The sequence below is a fragment of the Neobacillus sp. MER 74 genome (genome assembly GCF_023714155.1).
Window position 1 is genome coordinate 205687 of sequence record NZ_JAMAUV010000007.1, and the last position, 19456, is coordinate 225142.

General features: G+C 38.8%; 16 protein-coding genes, 1 pseudogene and 1 riboswitch. Of the genes and pseudogenes, 5 read left to right on the forward strand and 12 right to left on the reverse strand.

Annotated features, from left to right (window positions below; translation table 11 throughout):
* Nucleotides 1–113: 113 nt before the first annotated feature.
* The 3 genes from putP to M3610_RS14455 form a co-directional block, all read right to left on the reverse strand.
* On the reverse strand, nt 114–1571 hold the full coding sequence (gene putP / locus M3610_RS14445; protein ID WP_396953651.1) for a sodium/proline symporter PutP: 1458 nt from the start codon (nt 1569–1571) through the stop codon (nt 114–116).
* A 126-nt stretch (nt 1572–1697) separates the two neighbouring features.
* The gene (gene pruA, locus M3610_RS14450) at nt 1698–3266 is read right to left on the reverse strand and encodes an L-glutamate gamma-semialdehyde dehydrogenase (protein ID WP_251460021.1); all 1569 of its coding nucleotides are present in this window, start codon (nt 3264–3266) and stop codon (nt 1698–1700) included.
* 30 nt (nt 3267–3296) lie between these two features.
* Nucleotides 3297–4211: a proline dehydrogenase family protein gene (locus M3610_RS14455; RefSeq protein WP_251460023.1), complete on the reverse strand. Its 915-nt coding sequence runs from the start codon at nt 4209–4211 to the stop codon at nt 3297–3299.
* 353 nt (nt 4212–4564) lie between these two features.
* Between M3610_RS14455 and M3610_RS14460 the strand changes: the two genes are divergently transcribed.
* A complete protein-coding gene (locus M3610_RS14460; protein ID WP_251460024.1) occupies nt 4565–4993 on the forward strand; it encodes a hypothetical protein in 429 nt (142 codons plus the stop codon).
* A 35-nt stretch (nt 4994–5028) separates the two neighbouring features.
* Nucleotides 5029–5898, forward strand: coding sequence for a nuclease-related domain-containing protein (locus M3610_RS14465; protein ID WP_251460026.1), 870 nt, complete (start codon nt 5029–5031; stop codon nt 5896–5898).
* Between the two features lie 120 nt (nt 5899–6018).
* Here M3610_RS14465 and M3610_RS14470 read toward each other — a convergent pair whose 3' ends face one another.
* Together M3610_RS14470 and M3610_RS14475 are read right to left on the reverse strand one after the other, a co-directional pair.
* Nucleotides 6019–7077 carry a DUF3231 family protein gene (locus M3610_RS14470; RefSeq protein ID WP_251460029.1) on the reverse strand — a complete coding sequence of 353 codons (1059 nt, stop codon included), beginning with the start codon at nt 7075–7077 and terminating at the stop codon, nt 6019–6021.
* Nucleotides 7078–7396: 319 nt separating this feature from the next.
* Nucleotides 7397–9223 (reverse strand): APC family permease, encoded by a 1827-nt coding sequence (locus M3610_RS14475; protein ID WP_251460031.1) that lies wholly within the window; start codon nt 9221–9223, stop codon nt 7397–7399.
* Nucleotides 9224–9366: 143 nt separating this feature from the next.
* Nucleotides 9367–9511: riboswitch (cyclic di-AMP (ydaO/yuaA leader) on the reverse strand.
* A 217-nt stretch (nt 9512–9728) separates the two neighbouring features.
* On the opposite strand from M3610_RS14475, the gene M3610_RS14480 reads away from it, so the two are divergent.
* Nucleotides 9729–9902 carry a hypothetical protein gene (locus tag M3610_RS14480; RefSeq protein WP_251460032.1) on the forward strand — a complete coding sequence of 58 codons (174 nt, stop codon included), beginning with the start codon at nt 9729–9731 and terminating at the stop codon, nt 9900–9902.
* A 120-nt stretch (nt 9903–10022) separates the two neighbouring features.
* Here the strand turns inward: M3610_RS14480 and M3610_RS14485 are convergent, their stop codons facing one another.
* The 7 genes and pseudogenes from M3610_RS14485 to M3610_RS14515 all read right to left on the reverse strand — a co-directional run.
* Nucleotides 10023–11264: a Bcr/CflA family multidrug efflux MFS transporter gene (locus tag M3610_RS14485; RefSeq protein ID WP_251460034.1), complete on the reverse strand. Its 1242-nt coding sequence runs from the start codon at nt 11262–11264 to the stop codon at nt 10023–10025.
* Between the two features lie 482 nt (nt 11265–11746).
* The gene (locus M3610_RS14490) at nt 11747–12409 is read right to left on the reverse strand and encodes a FusB/FusC family EF-G-binding protein (RefSeq protein ID WP_251460036.1); all 663 of its coding nucleotides are present in this window, start codon (nt 12407–12409) and stop codon (nt 11747–11749) included.
* Nucleotides 12410–12508: 99 nt separating this feature from the next.
* The gene (locus tag M3610_RS14495; protein WP_251460037.1) at nt 12509–12778 is read right to left on the reverse strand and encodes a CD3324 family protein; all 270 of its coding nucleotides are present in this window, start codon (nt 12776–12778) and stop codon (nt 12509–12511) included.
* Nucleotides 12779–13028: 250 nt separating this feature from the next.
* Nucleotides 13029–13403 carry a FixH family protein gene (locus M3610_RS14500; protein WP_251460039.1) on the reverse strand — a complete coding sequence of 125 codons (375 nt, stop codon included), beginning with the start codon at nt 13401–13403 and terminating at the stop codon, nt 13029–13031.
* A 231-nt stretch (nt 13404–13634) separates the two neighbouring features.
* Nucleotides 13635–16235: a phosphoenolpyruvate synthase gene (ppsA, locus tag M3610_RS14505; protein ID WP_251460041.1), complete on the reverse strand. Its 2601-nt coding sequence runs from the start codon at nt 16233–16235 to the stop codon at nt 13635–13637.
* A 141-nt stretch (nt 16236–16376) separates the two neighbouring features.
* Nucleotides 16377–16535 (reverse strand): hypothetical protein, encoded by a 159-nt coding sequence (locus tag M3610_RS14510; protein WP_251460043.1) that lies wholly within the window; start codon nt 16533–16535, stop codon nt 16377–16379.
* A 56-nt stretch (nt 16536–16591) separates the two neighbouring features.
* Nucleotides 16592–17135 (reverse strand): annotated as a pseudogene (locus M3610_RS14515) (Ger(x)C family spore germination C-terminal domain-containing protein); the annotation flags it as partial.
* 480 nt (nt 17136–17615) lie between these two features.
* On the opposite strand from M3610_RS14515, the gene M3610_RS14520 reads away from it, so the two are divergent.
* Both M3610_RS14520 and M3610_RS28010 read left to right on the forward strand, forming a co-directional pair.
* A complete protein-coding gene (locus M3610_RS14520; protein ID WP_251460083.1) occupies nt 17616–18842 on the forward strand; it encodes a chromate transporter in 1227 nt (408 codons plus the stop codon).
* A gap of 198 nt (nt 18843–19040) precedes the next feature.
* The gene (locus M3610_RS28010; protein ID WP_285851233.1) at nt 19041–19163 is read left to right on the forward strand and encodes a hypothetical protein; all 123 of its coding nucleotides are present in this window, start codon (nt 19041–19043) and stop codon (nt 19161–19163) included.
* Nucleotides 19164–19456 lie beyond the last annotated feature (293 nt).

The following is a 19456-nucleotide window of genomic DNA, read 5'->3' on the forward strand; positions in this document are numbered from 1 at the left end:
CATGAATGAAAAAAGCTGAACCCGAAACTGAATTCGGGTATCAGCTTTTTTTCACAAACATATACTTTAACCCTATGATCAAAATTTGACTTTTTGGTCAACGTGTTAAAAGGTTATGCTGAGTGTTTATATTGATCAAATTCTCTTTGTAATTGCTCACTTGGTTCGGGAGTCATTAAGCTGACGATCCAGATGGCTGCCAAACCGACAATAAATCCTGGGATAATTTCGTATAAATTGTTTTTTAATACGGGTACACTGGCCCATATGATGACCGTTACGGCACCGCCAACCATTCCGGCAAGAGCCCCCCATCTGTTCATCCGTTTCCAGTATAGGCTCATCAGAATAACTGGCCCAAACGAAGCTCCAAAGCCAGCCCAAGCGTATCCGACCAGCGATAAAATGGTTCCATTTTTATCAAAGGCTATGACTACAGCAATGATCGAAACAACTAGCACAGAGAGTCTGCTGATCATCATGAGTTCTTTATCTGTTGCTAAGCGGCGGAAGAACGTCTTATACACATCCTCAGTCAGCGAGCTTGCAGTCACAAGAAGCTGGGAAGAGATCGTACTCATGACCGCCGCTAATAATGCGGCCAGTAAAAATCCAGTAATCAATGGATGAAATAAAATGCGGCTTAGTTCAATAAAGACGGTCTCAGGATCTGCTAGTGTGAGTCCCTGTTTAGAATAAAAGGCCAAACCAATAAAACCGGTAAACATCGCACCACCAACCGAAAAAATCATCCAGCCCATCCCAATTTGTCTTGCTTTTTTAATTTCTTTCACGGACGAAATCGCCATAAAGCGGACAATAATATGCGGCTGGCCAAAGTAACCCAACCCCCACGCCATCAAGGAAACAATGCCTAACACGGTAGTCCCTTTAAAAATATCAAATAACTTCGGATCGATTCCCTTTATTTCCTGAAATGCGGGACCAATGCCGCCGACTTCCATGATCGTTACAATTGGGACCAAAATAAGTGCAGTAACCATAATTAAACCTTGTACAAAATCGGTCCAGCTTACAGCCAAAAAGCCGCCAAATAAAGTATATGCAATTACGACAGCAGCGATAATCCATAGCCCTGCCTGGTAATGCAGATTAAAGGTTGATTCAAACAGAACCCCGCCTGAAACCATTCCCGATGATACATAGAAAGTAAAAAAGACAATAATGATGAGTCCAGAGGTCAAACGCAGCAGATTTGAACCATCTGCAAAACGATTCTCCAGGAACGCAGGAATGGTCATCGAATTGTTGGCGTTCTCTGTATAGGTTCTTAACTGCGGTGCTACATAAAGCCAGTTTATATAGGCCCCTATGGTTAACCCAATGGCGATCCATGAGGCACTCAACCCTTGAGAAAACATGGCCCCAGGAAGACCCATAAGCAGCCAGCCGCTCATATCAGATGCCCCTGCACTTAGCGCTGTGACAGCTGGGCCCAGCCCTCTTCCACCTAACATATAATCTTCAAGATTAGACGTACGTTTGTACGCAAAATATCCAATAATCAGCATACCTGTCATATAAATACCAATAGAAATTAGAATCTGTATATTCAAAAACCCATCCCCCATTCTGTTTTCGAATCCCATGAAGCGCTTACAATAAAATTTTAAACACGATTGGTTTTGGGAGAGTTCCCCCCTCTTGATGAGGAGGGTTCCCCGTTTCTACTATTATTAAAGTTTTCTAGATTTCAGTTTAGCTTGAGTAAATAATAACAAGTAATCGTATCCACCAGCTTTTGAATCAGTCCCTGACATGTTGAATCCGCCAAATGGATGGGCACCAACTAATGCACCCGTACACTTTTTATTAATGTAAAGATTTCCACAATGCATGTTTTCAAGGGCATACTGAATTCGTCCCTCATTTTGCGAGTGATAAGCACCTGTTAAGCCATAATCGGTATCATTATAGATCTCAATCGCTTCCTGCCAGTCGGCTGCTTTCGCAAGGGCAAGGACAGGACCAAAGATTTCCTCCTGCATGATCCGGGCTTTTGGCTGAACATCCGCAATAACGGTTGGTTCAATGTAGAAGCCGTTCCCCTCTGCTCTAGAGCCGCCTGTAAGCAATCGGCCTTCTGTTTTACCAATTTCGATATAGCCCATGATTTTATCCAGTGATTTTTGGTCGATTACTGGTCCAACCGCATAGTTCTCTTCAGGAAGTCCAATGGTTAGATTTTTCGTTAATTCGGTTACTTTCTCAACGACTTCATCATAAACCGATTCCACAATAATCGCTCGAGAACCAGCGGAACATTTTTGTCCTTGGAAGCCAAAAGCGGAAGCGACAATCGCCGCTGCGGCTGCATCTAAGTCGGCTGTTTCATCAACAACCACTCCGTCTTTGCCGCCCATCTCAGCAACGACACGCTTTAACCACAATTGTCCTGGCTGAACCTTTGACGCTTTTTCATAAATACGGCAGCCTACTGCCCGTGAGCCTGTAAAAGAGATAAAACGAGTGCTTGGATGTTCAACCAAATACTCCCCTACATCAATTCCATCACCTGGTAGAAAGCTAAGGACACCTGAAGGAAGACCCACCTCTTCCATTAATTCCACAAATTTGGCTGCAATCACAGGAGTAGCATCCGCTGGTTTCAAAATCACCGTATTTCCTGAGACAATGGCTGCGACAGTGGTTCCCGCCATAATCGCCAATGGGAAGTTAAACGGAGAAATAACAATCCCAACACCAAGTGGAATATACGAAATTTGATTGTCTTCTCCTTCGATGTTCACAAGCGGTTGATGAATGCTTGTCTCGCTTAGGCGGATCATTTCTCTTGCATAGAATTCCATAAAATCGATGGCTTCGGCTGTATCAGCATCTGCTTCAGCCCAGTTCTTCCCTGATTCAAGGACAAGGTACGAAGAAAACTCATGCTTGCGCTGTCTCATTAAAGCTGCCGCTTTGAATAGATATTCCGCACGCTCTGCGGGAGCTACCTTTTTCCAGGTTTCAAAAGTTTTCAACGCTTCCTGCATCGCTTTTTCAGCTAATTCTTTATTCCCTTTGCTTACCGACCCGATGACTTCATCGACATTTCCCGGATTAGTAGAAATGGTTTGTTCCTCAGTAACTAGCTTTTCATTGCCGATTACCAGCGGGTACTTCCTGCCTAGTTCTGTTTTCACTTTCGCAAGGGCTGCATACATTAATTGCTTATTTTCCTCGAGAGAAAAATTTGTAAAAGGCTCATTTTTAAATGGTGCATGTTGTGTTACAGTTGTCATAATTTTTCGACTCCTTTTTATGTAAAATTGCTATTTTAATAGATTTTTGAGAACAAACCATACATTGGCGGGTCTTTCTGCCAGCCTTCTCATAAAATAACCAAACCAGTCTACTCCGTAAGGGACATAAACTCGGACATTAAACCCTTCTTTTACAAGCTTAGCTTGAATATCCTCGCAAATTCCATAAAGCATTTGGAACTCGAATTGGTCTTTAGCTATTCGGTATTCACTGACTAACGTTTTTGTATATTCAATCATTGCTGCATCATGGGTGGCTACCGCTGTATAGTTCCCATTTAATAGATGCTGCTTAATAATCTTTTTAAAATTCTCATCGACATCTTTTTTCTCCGGAAAAGCAACCGTTGGAGACTCTTTATATGCCCCTTTTACGAGACGCAAGTTTGCGTTCAGTTGATTTAAGTCGGCAATATCCTGTTCTGTTCTAAAAAGGTAGGCTTGAATAACAAGTCCGACATTGTCATATTCCTTCCGAAGCTCTTTATAAATATCCAAGGAAATTTGACAATGATCAAAATCTTCCATATCGATTCTGACAAAATTTTGATGCAGCTTTGCCCTATTAAGAATTTTACGCATATTCTTCATACATAACTCTCTGCTAATATCAAGGCCAAGTGATGTCATTTTAAGTGAAAGATTGGACTTGACCCCAGCTTCTGCAATTGCATCGAGGGTTTGAATGCACATGGCCGTTGATTCCTGCGCCTCTTCTTCTGTATAAACAAATTCCCCAAGATGGTCTAAGGTAACCATTTTCCCATCACGATTTAACCTTTTCACGGAATCGATGGCAGTTTGGATCGTTTCCCCTGCCACAAATCTCCCAGCTCCAAAGCGCAAACCGTATTTTTTTGCTAGTTTATTAGCTGAGGTATTCTTCCCAAGTGATTGAAACATATTTCTCATTAATAATTCCATTGCTTCAAACCTCCTTCATAGAATGAACAAAAATGTTTATCATGAAATTTCTTAACACAATCTTATAACATTTTATACAAAAGTGTCTATATATTTTTATAATTTAAACAAAGTTGTTAACTTGTTAATCCGAATATACGCGTTGTTTACTATTTTTTGAACAACATTGTAAGAAAATCAGACATAGTTTTTCTCTATTAATAACAATCTATAAAACTTACTATTAATTTACTGGAGGTTTTCTTTGAAAAATGCGATAGGAAAAAAGTCTAAAGGAAAATTGATGGATTTACTTTCCACTTGCATTTCTTAAAAATAAAAAGTAAAGAGTTGGAAAGGACGTGTTCTGATCGATGCTTTATATACGAGATATTGAGAAAATCATTGAACATACATTGCTAGAACATAAATTAACGATTGAGTATGAAATTAGCAATACCCTGCCCGCCCCGATGAGTTTTAACGTTTCTACTAATATGATTAAATTTAACTATTTAAAAATTAATGGATATATAGCAAATATTAACTTTAAAATTAAAGAAACAGACGAAGATTGTGTTAAAATTATCCTATATCATCAGCTCGGTTATTATTTGGATTTTAAGAAAAACAAACATGATTTAAGGATCATTAAGTATGGCGAGGATGATGAAAAAGCGCAGCTTCTAACATTAATAGAAACGAATGCTTGGGAATATGGCAGGACCTTGGTTCCTGAGAGACTATTAAATTCCTATGATAAAGTCCGTCAATTAGACAAAATGCTGATAAAAAGCTACTAATAAAATATAAGATCTGATAAATAAGGAGAAATTCAATGATTTGGTTAATTATTTCCACGTTACTAGCTGCCTCTGTCGCATGGTTAACTTATATCGTTAAAAAGGAAAAGGCTAAACAAAAAGAAATGAGAAACGACCATTTCCAAGAGCTAGAGGCTCTTAAAGAAATTCAAAAGGCTTCGATGGAAACGGCAGCAACGAAGTACGATGAGAAGATTATGAGTTTAAGCGAATCTTACCAACGTGAAATTGAGAAACTTGTCATCGAAAATGAAGAAATCCGGAAAAATTATAATAACCAAGGAGAAATCGTCACCCATCAGATACTAGAAAATTTCAAATCCGATTTAATTCGAAAAAAAATCCTTCCACCAGATGAAATGATTATCATGCCGAACATTTATATACCCGATGGAAACGGTAATACTCGGCAGATTGATCACCTTGTCCTATTATCAACTGGTATCTATGTTATAGAAACCAAATACTGGAAAGGTCACATTGTTCTGGGATTAACAAGAAATAACAGCCAGAGATTTTCTTTTTTATCAGATATAATAGATAGTGAGAAAGAGGAAACACTGATTTTCGGAAAATCGGTGTCAGGAGAATTAACGGTAAAAACGTGTGAAAATCCAATCAGCCAGGTTCAACAGACGGCCTTCATCTTATCCAATTATTTAGAAAGTCAAGATATAACCTCTTGGATTAACACCCTTGTATTCTTTAATTACGATGTAAAAGAGCTTCACGATTGGTCAGATAACAGCATAGTACATCGGGTGGCCAACAAAGAGCAGTTACATCAGTTTTTTATCAATGAGCTTACGTCCAAAAATAGAATTTATGGTGCTTTTCAGCTTAATACGATCAAGCATCTGATCGAAAACGCGAATTACCATTGAGATGCCCGTAAAAAAGGAGAACACCTTCGCTTCTAAACGAATAGTGTTCTCCTTTCCAATCAACTATCGATGAAATAGCGTTTTAATATTTTCAGACTTTCTGCTCATGATCAATGTATTTCATTCCTCCAAAGCCCGTTCAAATGCTTTTGGGGGTGATTCCAACCATCCTTTTTGAATCAAGATATTCATACCATCATCAACAAATGCCCCAATGTTGATAAGAGTCCTAATATACAACATATCGATATCTCTTCTTGCCGTTACAGCCAATGAGTTTCCAAATGCCCTTACCTTCATGGCGAACATATCCACTTTATGAAACAACATTATTTTATCGGAAAAAGGTGGATAAGTAGATGTGGTAACCAAATGGTCTAGGTAGTCAGGTGAATGGATACTTTCAACATGAAGTTTTTCCTTATACTGTTTTACAGCTTTATCCGTCATTTCTAGACCTCTTTTAAACAACGCCCTTATCTTGTCATCTTGAACGGTTTGATGAAAGCCCAATAATAAGGCCATACTTGTAGCATTATTCTCGATATTATCCCAGAGATGAATGATTTCTAATGCTTGTAACGGCCGGACATCTCCAAAAAATCCATTTAAGAAACTTTGTTTATCAATTTTTTCAATTCCATCTGGTGTCGGGATGGTGGGAGGTTTGGCAATAAATTTATTTTCCATTAAAACATTATTAATTTGCCCTAACAGGACAGTCGTGCATTCATTACAATAAATAAAGAACTCTCGTACGTCCTCCCTCATGATTAATGGAACGGCCACGGCGTAAAGACTCATCCCTGCCTTAGAAGCATATTTTAAATAGTGAACATAAAATTCATCTTGGTATAAACGAGGGGCACCTAGATTGACATCATCTTTTGTAAATCCAATAGGAATAGGGAAATTCTCCTTTTTAAAAAACGCTTCGATCCTCTGCATGAAATCTTTGGATAATGCTACACCATTTTCTAATAGCACGCGAATATCTTCTTCTTCACAATGATGCAGAAAATAACTTAAAATTTGAATGGACATACTATTTCCCATATATGTAGCCCAAAGTTTTCCTAATTCAAATGCCGTAAAAGGCTGGGTCTCATCTGAAATTTTTGGACTTATATTCAATGCTTTCATTACATTCATTGGATTTAATTCCTTATCCGTGGTCATCACTATTCCCCTTTTCCCGCATTTTGCTTATCTTTTCCATAGGGATAGAATTTAATTCCAACAAATCATTGCGCTCTGTACATCAAAAATATTTGATCCGCGATATAATCTGAACTAAAGTAAAGCCCCTTTTTGGGGAATGGGGTCTGCCTATTATGGGGAGCCCTCCTCATAATTACTATCTAATTGGACATACCAAATATTATATAAGCCCCGGAGCTGTACCTGTTTTTCCCTATTGGGCTCCGTTTCGCTATTACACCGTGTAACAGCGAAATGGCAAGCCTTTTTAAGAGCCCTAAAAAAATGATGTCTATTCTTATTTTTTTAAATGGTAAGGAACCGTAGTGATAATCACGTTTTTCCGAAACAGCAAGTAGGCACGAATGAGTAAACTTGATTGATTATGAAGAATATTGTGCCAGCCTTTTTTCGGGATAAATTGCGGAATGATTACAGTCACTCGGTAGTTCGCTTCACTCGCTTTATGTTCGATCGTATCCACAAATTTGGTAAGAGGATTAATGATACTTCTATAATGCGAGTGGAGCGTCACGAGTCTTACATGCGGCTGCCACTTCTTCCACTTTTCTTCAAAGTTCTTTTCATCGTCTCTTTCAAAGGAAACATATACAGCGATGATATGTTCTTGAGAAAGGGATTTAGCATAGTTTATCGAATTCGCCACCACATTGGTCATACCAGCCACAGGAACGATTAGTACATTTCCTTCAATTGGCATCAGAGGTTCACAAGTAGCCAGGCTAAGTTGTTCCCCAACTGCTTCATAATGCTTTCTAATGCGATAGAAAACAAATAGAATCATAGGTAAAAAGACTAGTACTGGCCATACTTGAGTAAATTTAGTTAAAAAGAACATCATGGTGACAATGAAGCTAATCATTGCCCCTATTGTGTTAATGAATAGTTTGGGAAGCCAGCCCTGTGGCCTCTCGCGAATCCATTTAACGATCATGCCCGTTTGGGATAAGGTAAATGGAATAAACACCCCGACAGCATAAAGCGGGATCAGATGCTCTGTTTCCGCATGAAAAGCAATAATTAATAGGATGGACGAGATGGCTAGCATGATAATGCCATTTGAGTACCCCAATCGGTCTCCTCTAATTAGGAACATCCTTGGTATAAACTTATCTTTGGCAAGATTAACTGCCAGCAATGGGAATGCAGAATAACCAGTGTTTGCCGCCAGGATTAAGATTAATGCTGTCGTACCTTGAATAAAATAGTACATGACATTCCGACCGAAAGTTTCCTCTGCAATCTGTGATACCACCGTTACCTCTGCCCTCGGAGTAATCCCATAATAGTAAGCTAAATAAATAATCCCTGAAAATAATAAGCCAAGCAACACACCCATCATCATTAACGTTTTAGAAGCATTATTTGGTGCCGGATTTTTGAAATTAGGTATGGCGTTGGATATCGCCTCAACCCCAGTTAAGGCGGAACTTCCCGAAGCAAACGCCCTCAAGAGAATAAACAAACTGATTCCTGCTACTGGTGTACCAATTGGGTGATGTAATTCAGGCGAAACTCCTCCTGATAAAATATGATAAAAACCTACACCGATTAAGATGAATAACGCTAAAACGAACAAGTACACGGGGTAGGCTAATATGGATGCAGACTCCGTAACACCTCGTAAATTTAAAATGGTAATCAAAATCACGAAAACAATGGCAATCTCAACATTAAATGGATGCAAGGCAGGAAACGCAGAAGTGATAGCGTCCGTACCTGCAGACACACTTACCGCAACCGTTAAGATGTAATCTACCAAAAGGGAGCCCCCGGCGATTAAACCGGGATTTACACCTAGGTTGTTTTTTGAAACTACATAGGCTCCCCCGCCGTGTGGATACGCAAAGATGATTTGCCGATATGACAGAATAAGGGCTGTTAAAAGGATTAATACACCCACGGCGATTGGAATCGAATACCAAAATGCGGCGGCCCCTAGAGTAACTAAAACAATCAGTATTTGTTCAGGACCATAGGCCACGGACGAGAGTGCATCGGATGAAAGGATCGCCAAGGCTTTGGTTTTGTTAAGTTTCTGTTCTCCTAATTCGTTGGACTTCAACGGACGTCCAATTAAAAACCTTTTTAATACAGAAATCATTTATTTTTCGCCACCTAATAGTTTAAAAGATTAATATTGCCCTTTTACAATGTGATCTAACTTTACATAAATAAAAAAAGTGCCTACAAGTCATAGTAAATAGACCTGTAGACACATCATTTTTCTCGTGTCACAAGTTCCACCTTCCTTCTCATATAACGCTTACGAGGTTAGCTGTCGGATTCGGACCTTTGAGTAGCCCTACCTTAAAAGGATTCACCCCTTGGGATAAGTCATATCCCACAAAAATGGTTCCCCCGTACCTATTGGTTTCAGCGATTTAGAAATTTGAAACTGTGTTTATATTACTCCTATGTTCAGCGAATGTAAATGAATTTTTTTCCAAGATCTTCACACTCCATAAAACGGAAATGTTAGGACCGTATTTAACCTATATAGAAAAACATTAAAAAAAATAAGTGAAAACGCTCACAAATAATTATGGTAATCGCTTACATAATCGTATATAATTATCTTAAAATTACAACTTGTGAGGTGACACAGCATGAAAGAATATATTTTTCTTCTAGAAGAACCTGTTGGTACGAGAGAAATAAAAATTTTAGCATCAGGAATGATGGATGCCTTCAAAAAGGCAAAAGAATTTCAAAAAAATATTGTCCATGAGACGAAATCAAAGGTCAATATGATGCTAAAGGGTGTTAGATATACCGATTAACCTTGTAAAAATATATTGAGAGGAAAAATCCTAACCTATATGTTCTTATTAAGATTAATAGTAGACAAATAAAGGAGAACACATTCGCTCGTTAACGAAATGTGTTCTCCTTTTTATTCTTTAGATACTTGGTTTCTTAACTGAGCGTTGGTCACCCGATAGCGGGATCGGGAGGGATGCTTTTTGTACCAACACAAAGTAGGAAAGGAAAGCAAGAATGCTAGAGCATAAGATGATGACACCCATCGGAACGCCTGTATATGCCCCTGCTATTCCTACAAGCGGAGCACTTAATGAGCCAAGTACAAATGGCAAAACACCTAATAAGGCCGAGGCGCTTCCCGCAATATGGCCTTGCGTTTCAATCGCTAAAGTAAATGAGGTGGTGCCAATCATACTGATGGAAGCGATAAAAAAGAAAATGGGAATGGCAACGGCGAAAAGTGGTGCGTTTAATAGTAATGCAATGAGTAAAACGGCACCAGCTATATTAGCGATGGCTAAACCTATTTTTAAGAAGGTCCGCTCCGGAATGATGTCTGTCAAGCGGCCAACTAACTGACTTCCAATGATTAATGCTAATCCATTGGTTCCAAATAAGAAACTAAATTGCTGCGGTGTGATATGATAAATATTTTGATAGACAAACGGAATCCCAGATACATAGGCAAAGATTCCTGCCGTCGTAAAGGCTTGCGTGAGTGCGTATCCCATGAATGTTCGATTTCTGAATAAAGAACCAAAGTTGCTCATGATTTGTGGCAGATTGCTTGGAACACGGTTTTCATCTGGCAAGGTTTCTTCTAATTTGAGTGTAACCGTGAAGAGCAGCACCGCACCAATACAAGCTAAAGCAAGAAAAACCCCATGCCAATTGGTAAACGTAAGAATCCCGCCTCCAACAATTGGTGCAGCGATCGGCCCGAGATTCCCTACTAACACCATCAGCGTAAAGAACTTGGTCAGTTCCTTACCACTAAAAAGATCCCTGACAATCGCTTTTGAAATCACAAGTCCGCCGGCAGCAGCAAAACCCTGAACTAGACGAGCAAGAATCAGGAAATAGATATTAGGCGCCAACGCACAAGTAATAGAAGCAAGTAAGTACAAGGTGATAAAGATGAGCAAGGGCTGCCTGCGTCCTTTCACATCACTCATCGGACCAATAACCAGTTGCCCTAATCCGAGACCTAATAAACAGGAGGTTAAACTAATCTGTACAAGTGAAGCCGTCGTATCAAAATCTTTTACAATCGTTGGAAAAGACGGTAAATACGTGTCGATTGTAAATGGTCCTAACAGTCCAAGTGATCCCAGAAGGATGGCAAGCTGTATTCTTTTTTTTCCACTTAATATATTCAATGTCCATCGCCTTTCTATATAAATAAATTGTATTTTGGGCATTTATTTCGGAATCCTAAATTTAATAAACCTTATTATAACCTGAACCTTGCTAAAGGGTAAACAAATATAATTAGGGGAAGCGGTTCCATTTTTTCGGGACTTGGGTGAACGTGGGTTCTCTTCAGTTTTTGAGATATTTTAAGATGTTTTGTCCTTAATCGAGTAACTAGCAAAAGTAAATTAAGCGGAGATTTTCCGGTTAAATGCAGATTGGAGCTCGTTTCGGGGAAAATAAGGGGAAGATTTCCGCTTATGCAAAGCAAAATCCTCCATTTTTGAATTTTTCGAGAAAATAGGCGGAATTTCTCCTTCTATTTTCGTCTTTTTTATTAATAATTACGAATTAGGCGGAATTTCTCCGTCTATCTATCAGCTCGGCTGCTTCACCTGATCCCACAACCGATATGTGCAACCCCTTAAATATAAAGGAAGTTTTTTCCTTACAGGACAGTTTTTTCTCCCAACGACTCTTTCAAGAAAATGGTTAAATAATCGACATTGGTAATTTTCTTGTTACATTCTTCGCTATCAAAGCACATATAGTTGCCGATCGCTTTATAGTAATCAGGATTTTTAGCTTTTTTTGCCTTTGTAACAGTGGAGATATAGGCTACCTGGCCAAATCGATTACAGAAGGAACAGATATTGTCCTTAGGAAGGATGGTGTATTTGCATTCAATTCCAACCATCTTCTCCTCTAACTCGAACACAATAAATTTCTTATTTGTGCTGATATCTACCCAACTTAAATATGACATCTGATCTAGATTCATTTTGTCTAAATCAGGAAGCTTTAATTTTTTATTTTTGGGAAACATTTTTTTCAATTGGGCCTCAGGGATCTTAGGTAATGGTAACCGAGAGTCCTGAAGCCGCCTCATGTATTTGTCATATTCTTGGTCGGTTTTATACGCAGAAAGATCTAACATTTTCTGTTGCTCGTTCGTTGCATTTGGATATAGTTCGATAATTTTCGCGTTCGCTAAATCCTTTACGGCCTGAATTACATTTGGGGCCACATTCTTTTTGTAGCTATCTTTTATCAGGGCTACCTGATTTTGTATAAAATTAAAATCCGCATTTTTAATAAACTTTTCGGTCATTTCTTCACCCTCCTTCCGTTTATTTTAAAGAATATCACTGTATGGGAAAATGTAAAATTCCACTGAGAAATGTTTTATACATAAAAAAGCACGGAGAAATCATCCGTGCTTTTTGTACACTATTTTTTTGATAGTTTCGATGGAAAGGAAATATTCATCCGCTAAATCCTGAATATTTGTTCCGCTCATAAAGGCGCTTTTTATTTTAGAATTGCGCTGATCGAGGAGCTTTCTTCCACCGCTTATAGTGCCCCATTTACGAAAAGTCGTTTCAGGTTTTGGGATATAAATCGTTTCCCCTTGTACATATTTTTGAATTTCTTTTATAAGATTCTCAGGTAATATGTTGCTTGCATTTACATATTTCAAGACTGCCAGCTCCTTATTTATGAATGAATTAAATAAGGTGCAAAGCCAGGATGAAATAGGCGATATGAATTTTAAGTTAGTTTTGCCCCACGCAAAGTATCGCCGTTTCCATAATAGGCTTTGCATGAGTGGCAGAAGTACCAGACAATCTTGAAGGATTCTCCAACGTGTAGCACCCCCTTCTTGACACCATTATAACAATACCATGGGCATGGTGGCGATTAATTTTGTTAAAAGTTTTTATAAAAAACTATTGTGCCTTATTGTACACAATTGAAAATCTTTTTTCACCCAGCCATTTTTCACCTTTGTAGTCGATCGTAATGGCAGCCGTATAGTCCCCTTCCATTTCGAAATCAGCTTGTCCAACATACATACCCTTTCCTGTTTCCTCCATTTTCATGGAAATATCTCCATGACTCATCCCTTGCATATCCAAATCAACGCTGACTTTCGCACCTTCGACTGGTTTACCCTCTCGATCTAAAATCTTCATTTGAATGGGAGTAGCTTGATCAGGTGTAAAGGATTTGGGCGTAGATAGCTTGATTTCAAAATCATTTGCACTGCAGCCTGTTAACAATATGAAAATGAGACTAATAAGTAAACTCGTAAACTTTTTCAAAACGTTCTATCCCTTCTATATTTCATCATATTAAGATATACATACCATCTTTTCTGACAAAAACATACCATTTTTTATTTCAATAAAGTGGCGTAATATAAAAAGCTGCCATTATGACAGCTTGATTTGCAAATCTGTTGTTCTTGTAGTGCACCCTTGTTAAACAAAAATCTTACCGCTCAAAAGACAACTAGAACGGTGCAAACATTAATAGTTGGATGTTATCAGTAATTACAATATTTCAATATACCCCTCTGTCCCATTCACGCGAATTCGTTGCCCGTCTTTTATCAGTTTGGTAGCATTTTCAACTCCGACAACGGCTGGTAATCCATATTCACGTGCGATCACGGCTCCATGGGTCATTAGTCCACCAACTTCGGTGACTAGACCTTTTATGGATACAAACAATGGGGTCCAGCTAGGGTCCGTAAAGGAAGTGACCAATATATCTCCCTCTTCTAGATCCGCATCTTCCATATTTAAGAGGACACGCGCCCGTCCCTCGATTACGCCCGCAGAAACAGGCAGACCCGCAATCGCTTCAGCTGGGAGATTTTCTCGTTTGTACGCACCTGATAGTGTTTCACCATCCGATGTGATTACCCGCGGGGTAGTCAGTTTTTCATATAATTTGTACTCATCTTTCTGTTTGTTAATCAACTGGTAATCCAGTTTTTTAGTGCGGACGGTCTCGCGGAATTCTTCAAATGTGAGATAGTAGATATCTTCTTTTTCATGAATCACGCCCGCATTCACGAGCTGTTCGGCTTCCTTCAGTAAAGCCTGCTTATAAACGAAGTAGCGATTAATCATGCCGTATTTTGGATATTCCCGGTACCCGATGAAATTCCGGATTAGATCAATCATTCGTTTTGTTTCATTCGCTTTTTTTTCACCATCCGGTAATTGTTTCAATCGTTCTAATAACTCATTTTCCTTTTCCAAAGCAACACGCAGTCCTTGTTCGAATTTCCGCTTGCCAGCATGGGGCTCAAAGTTTTTGATGTTCCCAAGTATCAAAGGGACAAGAATCATTGGATTTTCGCTCCAACGTGTTCTCGTTATATCAATTTCACCGGCACATCGCATTCCATATTTAGTGAGAAAAGCATGGAAAGCGTCTCGGGTTTCCCTTCCTCCATCAAACTGATCCAATACATTCAAAAAGTTGTCATCTTTTACATTCTGTAAAAAATTAATTACCTCTGGATATGGTCGAATCACATCGGCAACATCCAATAGCGCCAGACCCATTTCCGAAGTAATATTATTTGGTACAGATTGAGAAAGCGTGTCTGCTACGTTTTTTTCATCTAACCATTCATTCATTTTTTCATTCATCCATGTGGAAGCATTCATCGCAGCCATAAATGTCGCTGTACTTTGTGGGTCAAATAAAATCTTCTTTAATTCCTGTATATCTTCTAGAATAAAATCAAATAAATCTGATCCAGATTTCGTTTGGATGTTTTGTTTTAACTCTTCTATCGATGTTTGATTTTTCTTAATCAATTCGGAAACGATCGAGGGATTATTTTCGAATGGTTCCGGCATAGCCGTATTGCCTCTGACTGGCCTCGGTGCTTCTTTTTCATTTGGTAATAATTTAATAAAATCTCCACGCTCAATAATGTTCATAATGGCGTCTTTCATGAGTGGATCGTGTTGCCCCATCATATTTAATAACATGTTTCTACTAGCAGGTGATGCCAATTGACGTGCGATATCAACAAACAACCTTCCACCAGCCTTACGCATCGGTGCATTCGTTGTTAATAGGAAAAAAGACAATCCCAATGGTCTAATGGGGTCGGTCATCATTTGTTGGTGGCCGACAGAGATATAGACGTGATTTTCCTGGTCATCCGCTTCAGGGATCGGGAAAAGCGTGGTGATTGGACGGCTCTGGACGATATAGAATGTATCATCTACCAAACACCATTCGATATCTTGCGGCTTGCCAAAATGTGTTTCAATCTGTCTTCCAATCCGTGCTAATTGTAAAATTTGTTGGTCAGTCAGTGTTTGCGTCTTTTGCTGATCAGCATCGATTGGTACGGTCTCTGTTCCGCCTTCTTCAAGTGCATAGATAGCCAATTTTTTGGCTGCGATCATTCTATCTGTGATTTGATCATCCTGGACTTTGTAACAATCGGCAGAGACCAAACCAGAGACTAGTGCTTCTCCAAGCCCAAAACTGGCATCGATGGATAACAGCTTGCGGTTTCCAGTAATCGGATCAGCGGTAAATAAAATCCCTGAAGCCTGTGGGAAAACCATCTTTTGAACGATTACGGATAAATAAACTTGTCTGTGATCAAATCCATGTTGAATTCGGTAAATTACCGCTCGATCGGTAAATAGTGAAGCCCAACATTTTCTGATATGCTGGAAGATGGCTTCTTTTCCAATGATATTTAAATAGGTGTCTTGTTGCCCAGCAAAAGAGGCATGCGGCAAATCTTCCGCGGTTGCACTCGAACGCACAGCATACGCATGTCCTTCTCCAAAGCGGGAGAGATAGTCAGCAACTGAGGACACAACATCGGAAGGAATTTCTACTTCCATAATGATTTGACGAATCTTCTGACTGATTTCACCAATTGGTTCACGATTGTCCGCTTTTAGCATCGTTAGTTGGTCCAATAATCTTTGAAATGAATCGTTATCTTCGATGGCTGTTTGATAACCCACGGTGGTAACGCAAAAGCCCTCCGGCACTTGTATTCCTTGAATTTTCGATAATTCCCCTAAATTCAACCCTTTTCCACCAACAAGCATTAATTGCGTTTTTTCCATTTCCTGAAAACCGAGAACCAATGAACTCATTCAATCCCTCCAACAAATGTCATTAAAGTTTCTATTGCATTTTAGCAGTTGTAAATGGGAATAAACAGTCTATATTGACCTTTTTTAATATGGTATAATTAATATAGGAGGGGTACGAAAAAAATTAAAAGACCTTACCAATCAATTATTATCTAATCCTAAAATACTTGAAAGTGTGTCATCAGCATCATCATTGAATGGTTCAATGACAGTAAGTGAACCAACATCAAATTTAATCTCATACATAATTTGAATTAAATGCACTTGTCTTAGGTTCGGCTGGTTTGGATCTTGTGCCACTCTCGAGCGTTAGATGTATTATTTTTTGATTTTTTCGTTTTCTAATCTCAGTAATATCACTTTTTGAAGCTTGACGCCCCAGAATCTATACTAGTTAATTTCACGTTGTATTTGATTGGAACTTCACTAAATGTTTGGTCCCAATCTTTTTGACTTTTTCCCATACTCTAGGATGTTCAATTCTCAATCGATTTCCGAAGCCGGCAACGTCGACTTGGTAATCCTTTTGCATTTTTTCTCCTACATTATTTACCAATCGATTCACTTCTTCTTCAGTCGCTTTTTCAGCCCTTTTTAAAAATTTTTTCCGGAATTTTCCTCTGAAACCACCCAATTTTCAGAAATACGCCCTTCTGATTCGATTTTTACATCAAAAGAAATGTTGTTCCCATTAATATGAGGAGTGATTTTGCTTTTCATAGACTTTACCTCGTAAATGATTGGCTGATTTGTCTCTTTATCAAAGTTTTTCACCAAACCGCCTTTTCCCTGTCCAGTCATCCACGTTAAGCCATCCAATTCCTCTTCATTCAAAAAACCAAGCAACTTTTTTGTCTTTCCTGTAATCACGGCAGCTCCTGAAAATTTAACTTCTCCGTTCAAAGTAACCTGTTAAATTTTCATAAGGCTTATAATCTTCCTTATTTTCACTTTCAATTGCATGTTTTTTTGTTTTTCTGATCTTTGATCTCCACATTCTCATCACTCTTCCTTTGAAGTACTGATCCAACTAAAAAATCTCGAGATAGAACATGGGATGAAAAACACAATAAATGCTTGCATAAAAACAATCCAGTCTAGAAGATAGGAAACTATATTTTTCCACATATTTATCAACTAATGTCCCCTGCCTGCAATTAACAAAAGGACCATCTTTTATAAAATGTTGTTATCTTTTTTAAAATAAATTCATCTTTTTCTGACAGCATTATTATTACCTTATATAGGGAAAAATCGGAATCTACCTGAAACTGATATCCTTCCCTTGTATGATTTAAAAAAAATTAGCTTGCATATGGGAAAATGAGAAATTATTATTGCTTGGAGCGGTAATTCTTGATGAAGCCAGAAAGAAGGCAAATGAATTCTTCAACGAGATTAAAGATTAAGGAGGGGGAATATCGGTTGAGTCGCATTCTTGAGGTTTTAAAGGTTTCGACCCGTTTAGGACTCACATCATTTGGAGGTCCAATTGCTCACTTAGGATATTTTCATGAGGAATATGTGAAGCGGCGTAAATGGCTAGATGAAAATAATTATGCTGATTTGGTCGCACTTTGTCAATTCCTCCCTGGACCAGCAAGCAGTCAAGTCGGTATTGCTATTGGAATTCAACGAGCTGGATTGATTGGTGGGCTTATGGCATGGCTTGGATTTACGCTTCCTTCTGCCATTGCACTCATGGTATTTGCTTGGCTGCTACAAGGGCTAAATATCCAACATGCGGGTTGGTTACACGGTTTGATGATTGTAGCTGTAGCTGTTGTGGCTCAAGCGGTCTGGGGGATGGCAAGTAAACTTGCAACAGGGGAAATGCGAGGTACAATAGCAATAATTTCTGCTGTTGCCACTCTATTGATCCCTACATCAATGGTTCAAGTGCTTATAATTATTATATCAGGACTTCTTGGTTGGATAATCTTCAAAAAAAATACGGCACAGGAAATCCGGCCTATGCAAATACCAATCAGTAAAAAAACAGGCATTACCTTTCTTATACTATTCTTTGCATTTTTGATTGTTCTGCCTCTCTTTAGGCTTGTTATTCATAATCAGGGACTCGCAATGTTTGATAGTTTCTATCGTGCAGGAGCATTAGTTTTTGGTGGCGGACACGTAGTTCTGCCGTTATTACAGCAAGATGTTGTACCAACAGGATGGATGACGAATGCCCAATTCCTAGCGGGTTATGGAGCTGCACAAGCGGTGCCAGGTCCTTTATTCACCTTTTCTTCCTACCTTGGTTTTGTATCGAAGCCGTACCCTAATGGGATAATTGGAAGTTTACTTGCACTGATTGCCATTTTCTTACCTGCATTTTTCCTTGTTGCAGGTACACTACCATTCTGGAATATCCTTCGTTCTCGACCAGGATTCCAATCAGCACTTTCTGGGATTAATGCAGCTGTTGTCGGGATATTGATTGCTGCTTTGTATAATCCTGTTTGGACGAGTGCCATTAAAACACCTTATGATTTTTGCCTCGCAACTATTGCTTTTGCTTTACTTATGATTTGGAAGCTTCCACCTTGGATTGTTGTAATTATATCGGCACTCGGTGGAATCGTCATATCTGTTCTTACTTAGGAGGTTTTTTCACAATAAAACAACGCTTTCTCTTAATCTGAACCACAGGAAAACCGTGGTTTTTTAATCTCAATGAATTACCATCCTAAACTAATCTCTCATTTCAGGCATTATAAAGGCAAACCATACCGTAAAATTTGTAAAGTTTCTCATACTATAGAAGGTTTTGATTTATTTGTAGAGTTTCTGGAGGTGGTTATGAGAGAAACTGGTAAGAAGCAGCCTATTGTTCTAGTAGCGACAGGACATTATCATTCCTCTGTTGTTCAATACTTGGCGGACCGTGGGTATTTATTGATCATCCTGATTGCTGTGTTATAAATTGAATGTTGATTTCACTGTGTTTGAAAAATAAACGGAAAATTTCCGTCTAAACTGAAAAATACCCATTTTTTCTTAAAAATAAAGGAAGTTTTTCCGCTTATATGATCCAAATCTTTGGATTTTGTCTTATTTAGAGCAATTAAGCGGAATATCTCCGGTTATATCTGCCTGTTTAGAGTCCACTATAAACATTAGCCGGAAATTCTCCGCCTATGGATCCTCATACCTAAACGAAAATCAACAATGAATAATAACAGAGCCTTTCCGATAAAAAATCCCGGTTCAATACC

Coding starts and splice junctions, on each gene's coding strand:
- M3610_RS28010 (WP_285851233.1), top strand. CDS start 19,041: ATGAGAGAAACTGGTAAGAAGCAGCCTATTGTTCTAGTAGCGACAGGA.
- M3610_RS14465 (WP_251460026.1), top strand. CDS start 5,029: ATGATTTGGTTAATTATTTCCACGTTACTAGCTGCCTCTGTCGCATGG.
- M3610_RS14520 (WP_251460083.1), top strand. CDS start 17,616: ATGAATTCTTCAACGAGATTAAAGATTAAGGAGGGGGAATATCGGTTG.
- M3610_RS14470 (WP_251460029.1), bottom strand. CDS start 7,077: ATGACCACGGATAAGGAATTAAATCCAATGAATGTAATGAAAGCATTG.
- M3610_RS14455 (WP_251460023.1), bottom strand. CDS start 4,211: ATGGAATTATTAATGAGAAATATGTTTCAATCACTTGGGAAGAATACC.
- M3610_RS14480 (WP_251460032.1), top strand. CDS start 9,729: ATGAAAGAATATATTTTTCTTCTAGAAGAACCTGTTGGTACGAGAGAA.
- M3610_RS14475 (WP_251460031.1), bottom strand. CDS start 9,223: ATGATTTCTGTATTAAAAAGGTTTTTAATTGGACGTCCGTTGAAGTCC.
- M3610_RS14460 (WP_251460024.1), top strand. CDS start 4,565: ATGCTTTATATACGAGATATTGAGAAAATCATTGAACATACATTGCTA.
- M3610_RS14490 (WP_251460036.1), bottom strand. CDS start 12,409: ATGACCGAAAAGTTTATTAAAAATGCGGATTTTAATTTTATACAAAAT.
- pruA (WP_251460021.1), bottom strand. CDS start 3,266: ATGACAACTGTAACACAACATGCACCATTTAAAAATGAGCCTTTTACA.
- ppsA (WP_251460041.1), bottom strand. CDS start 16,235: ATGAGTTCATTGGTTCTCGGTTTTCAGGAAATGGAAAAAACGCAATTA.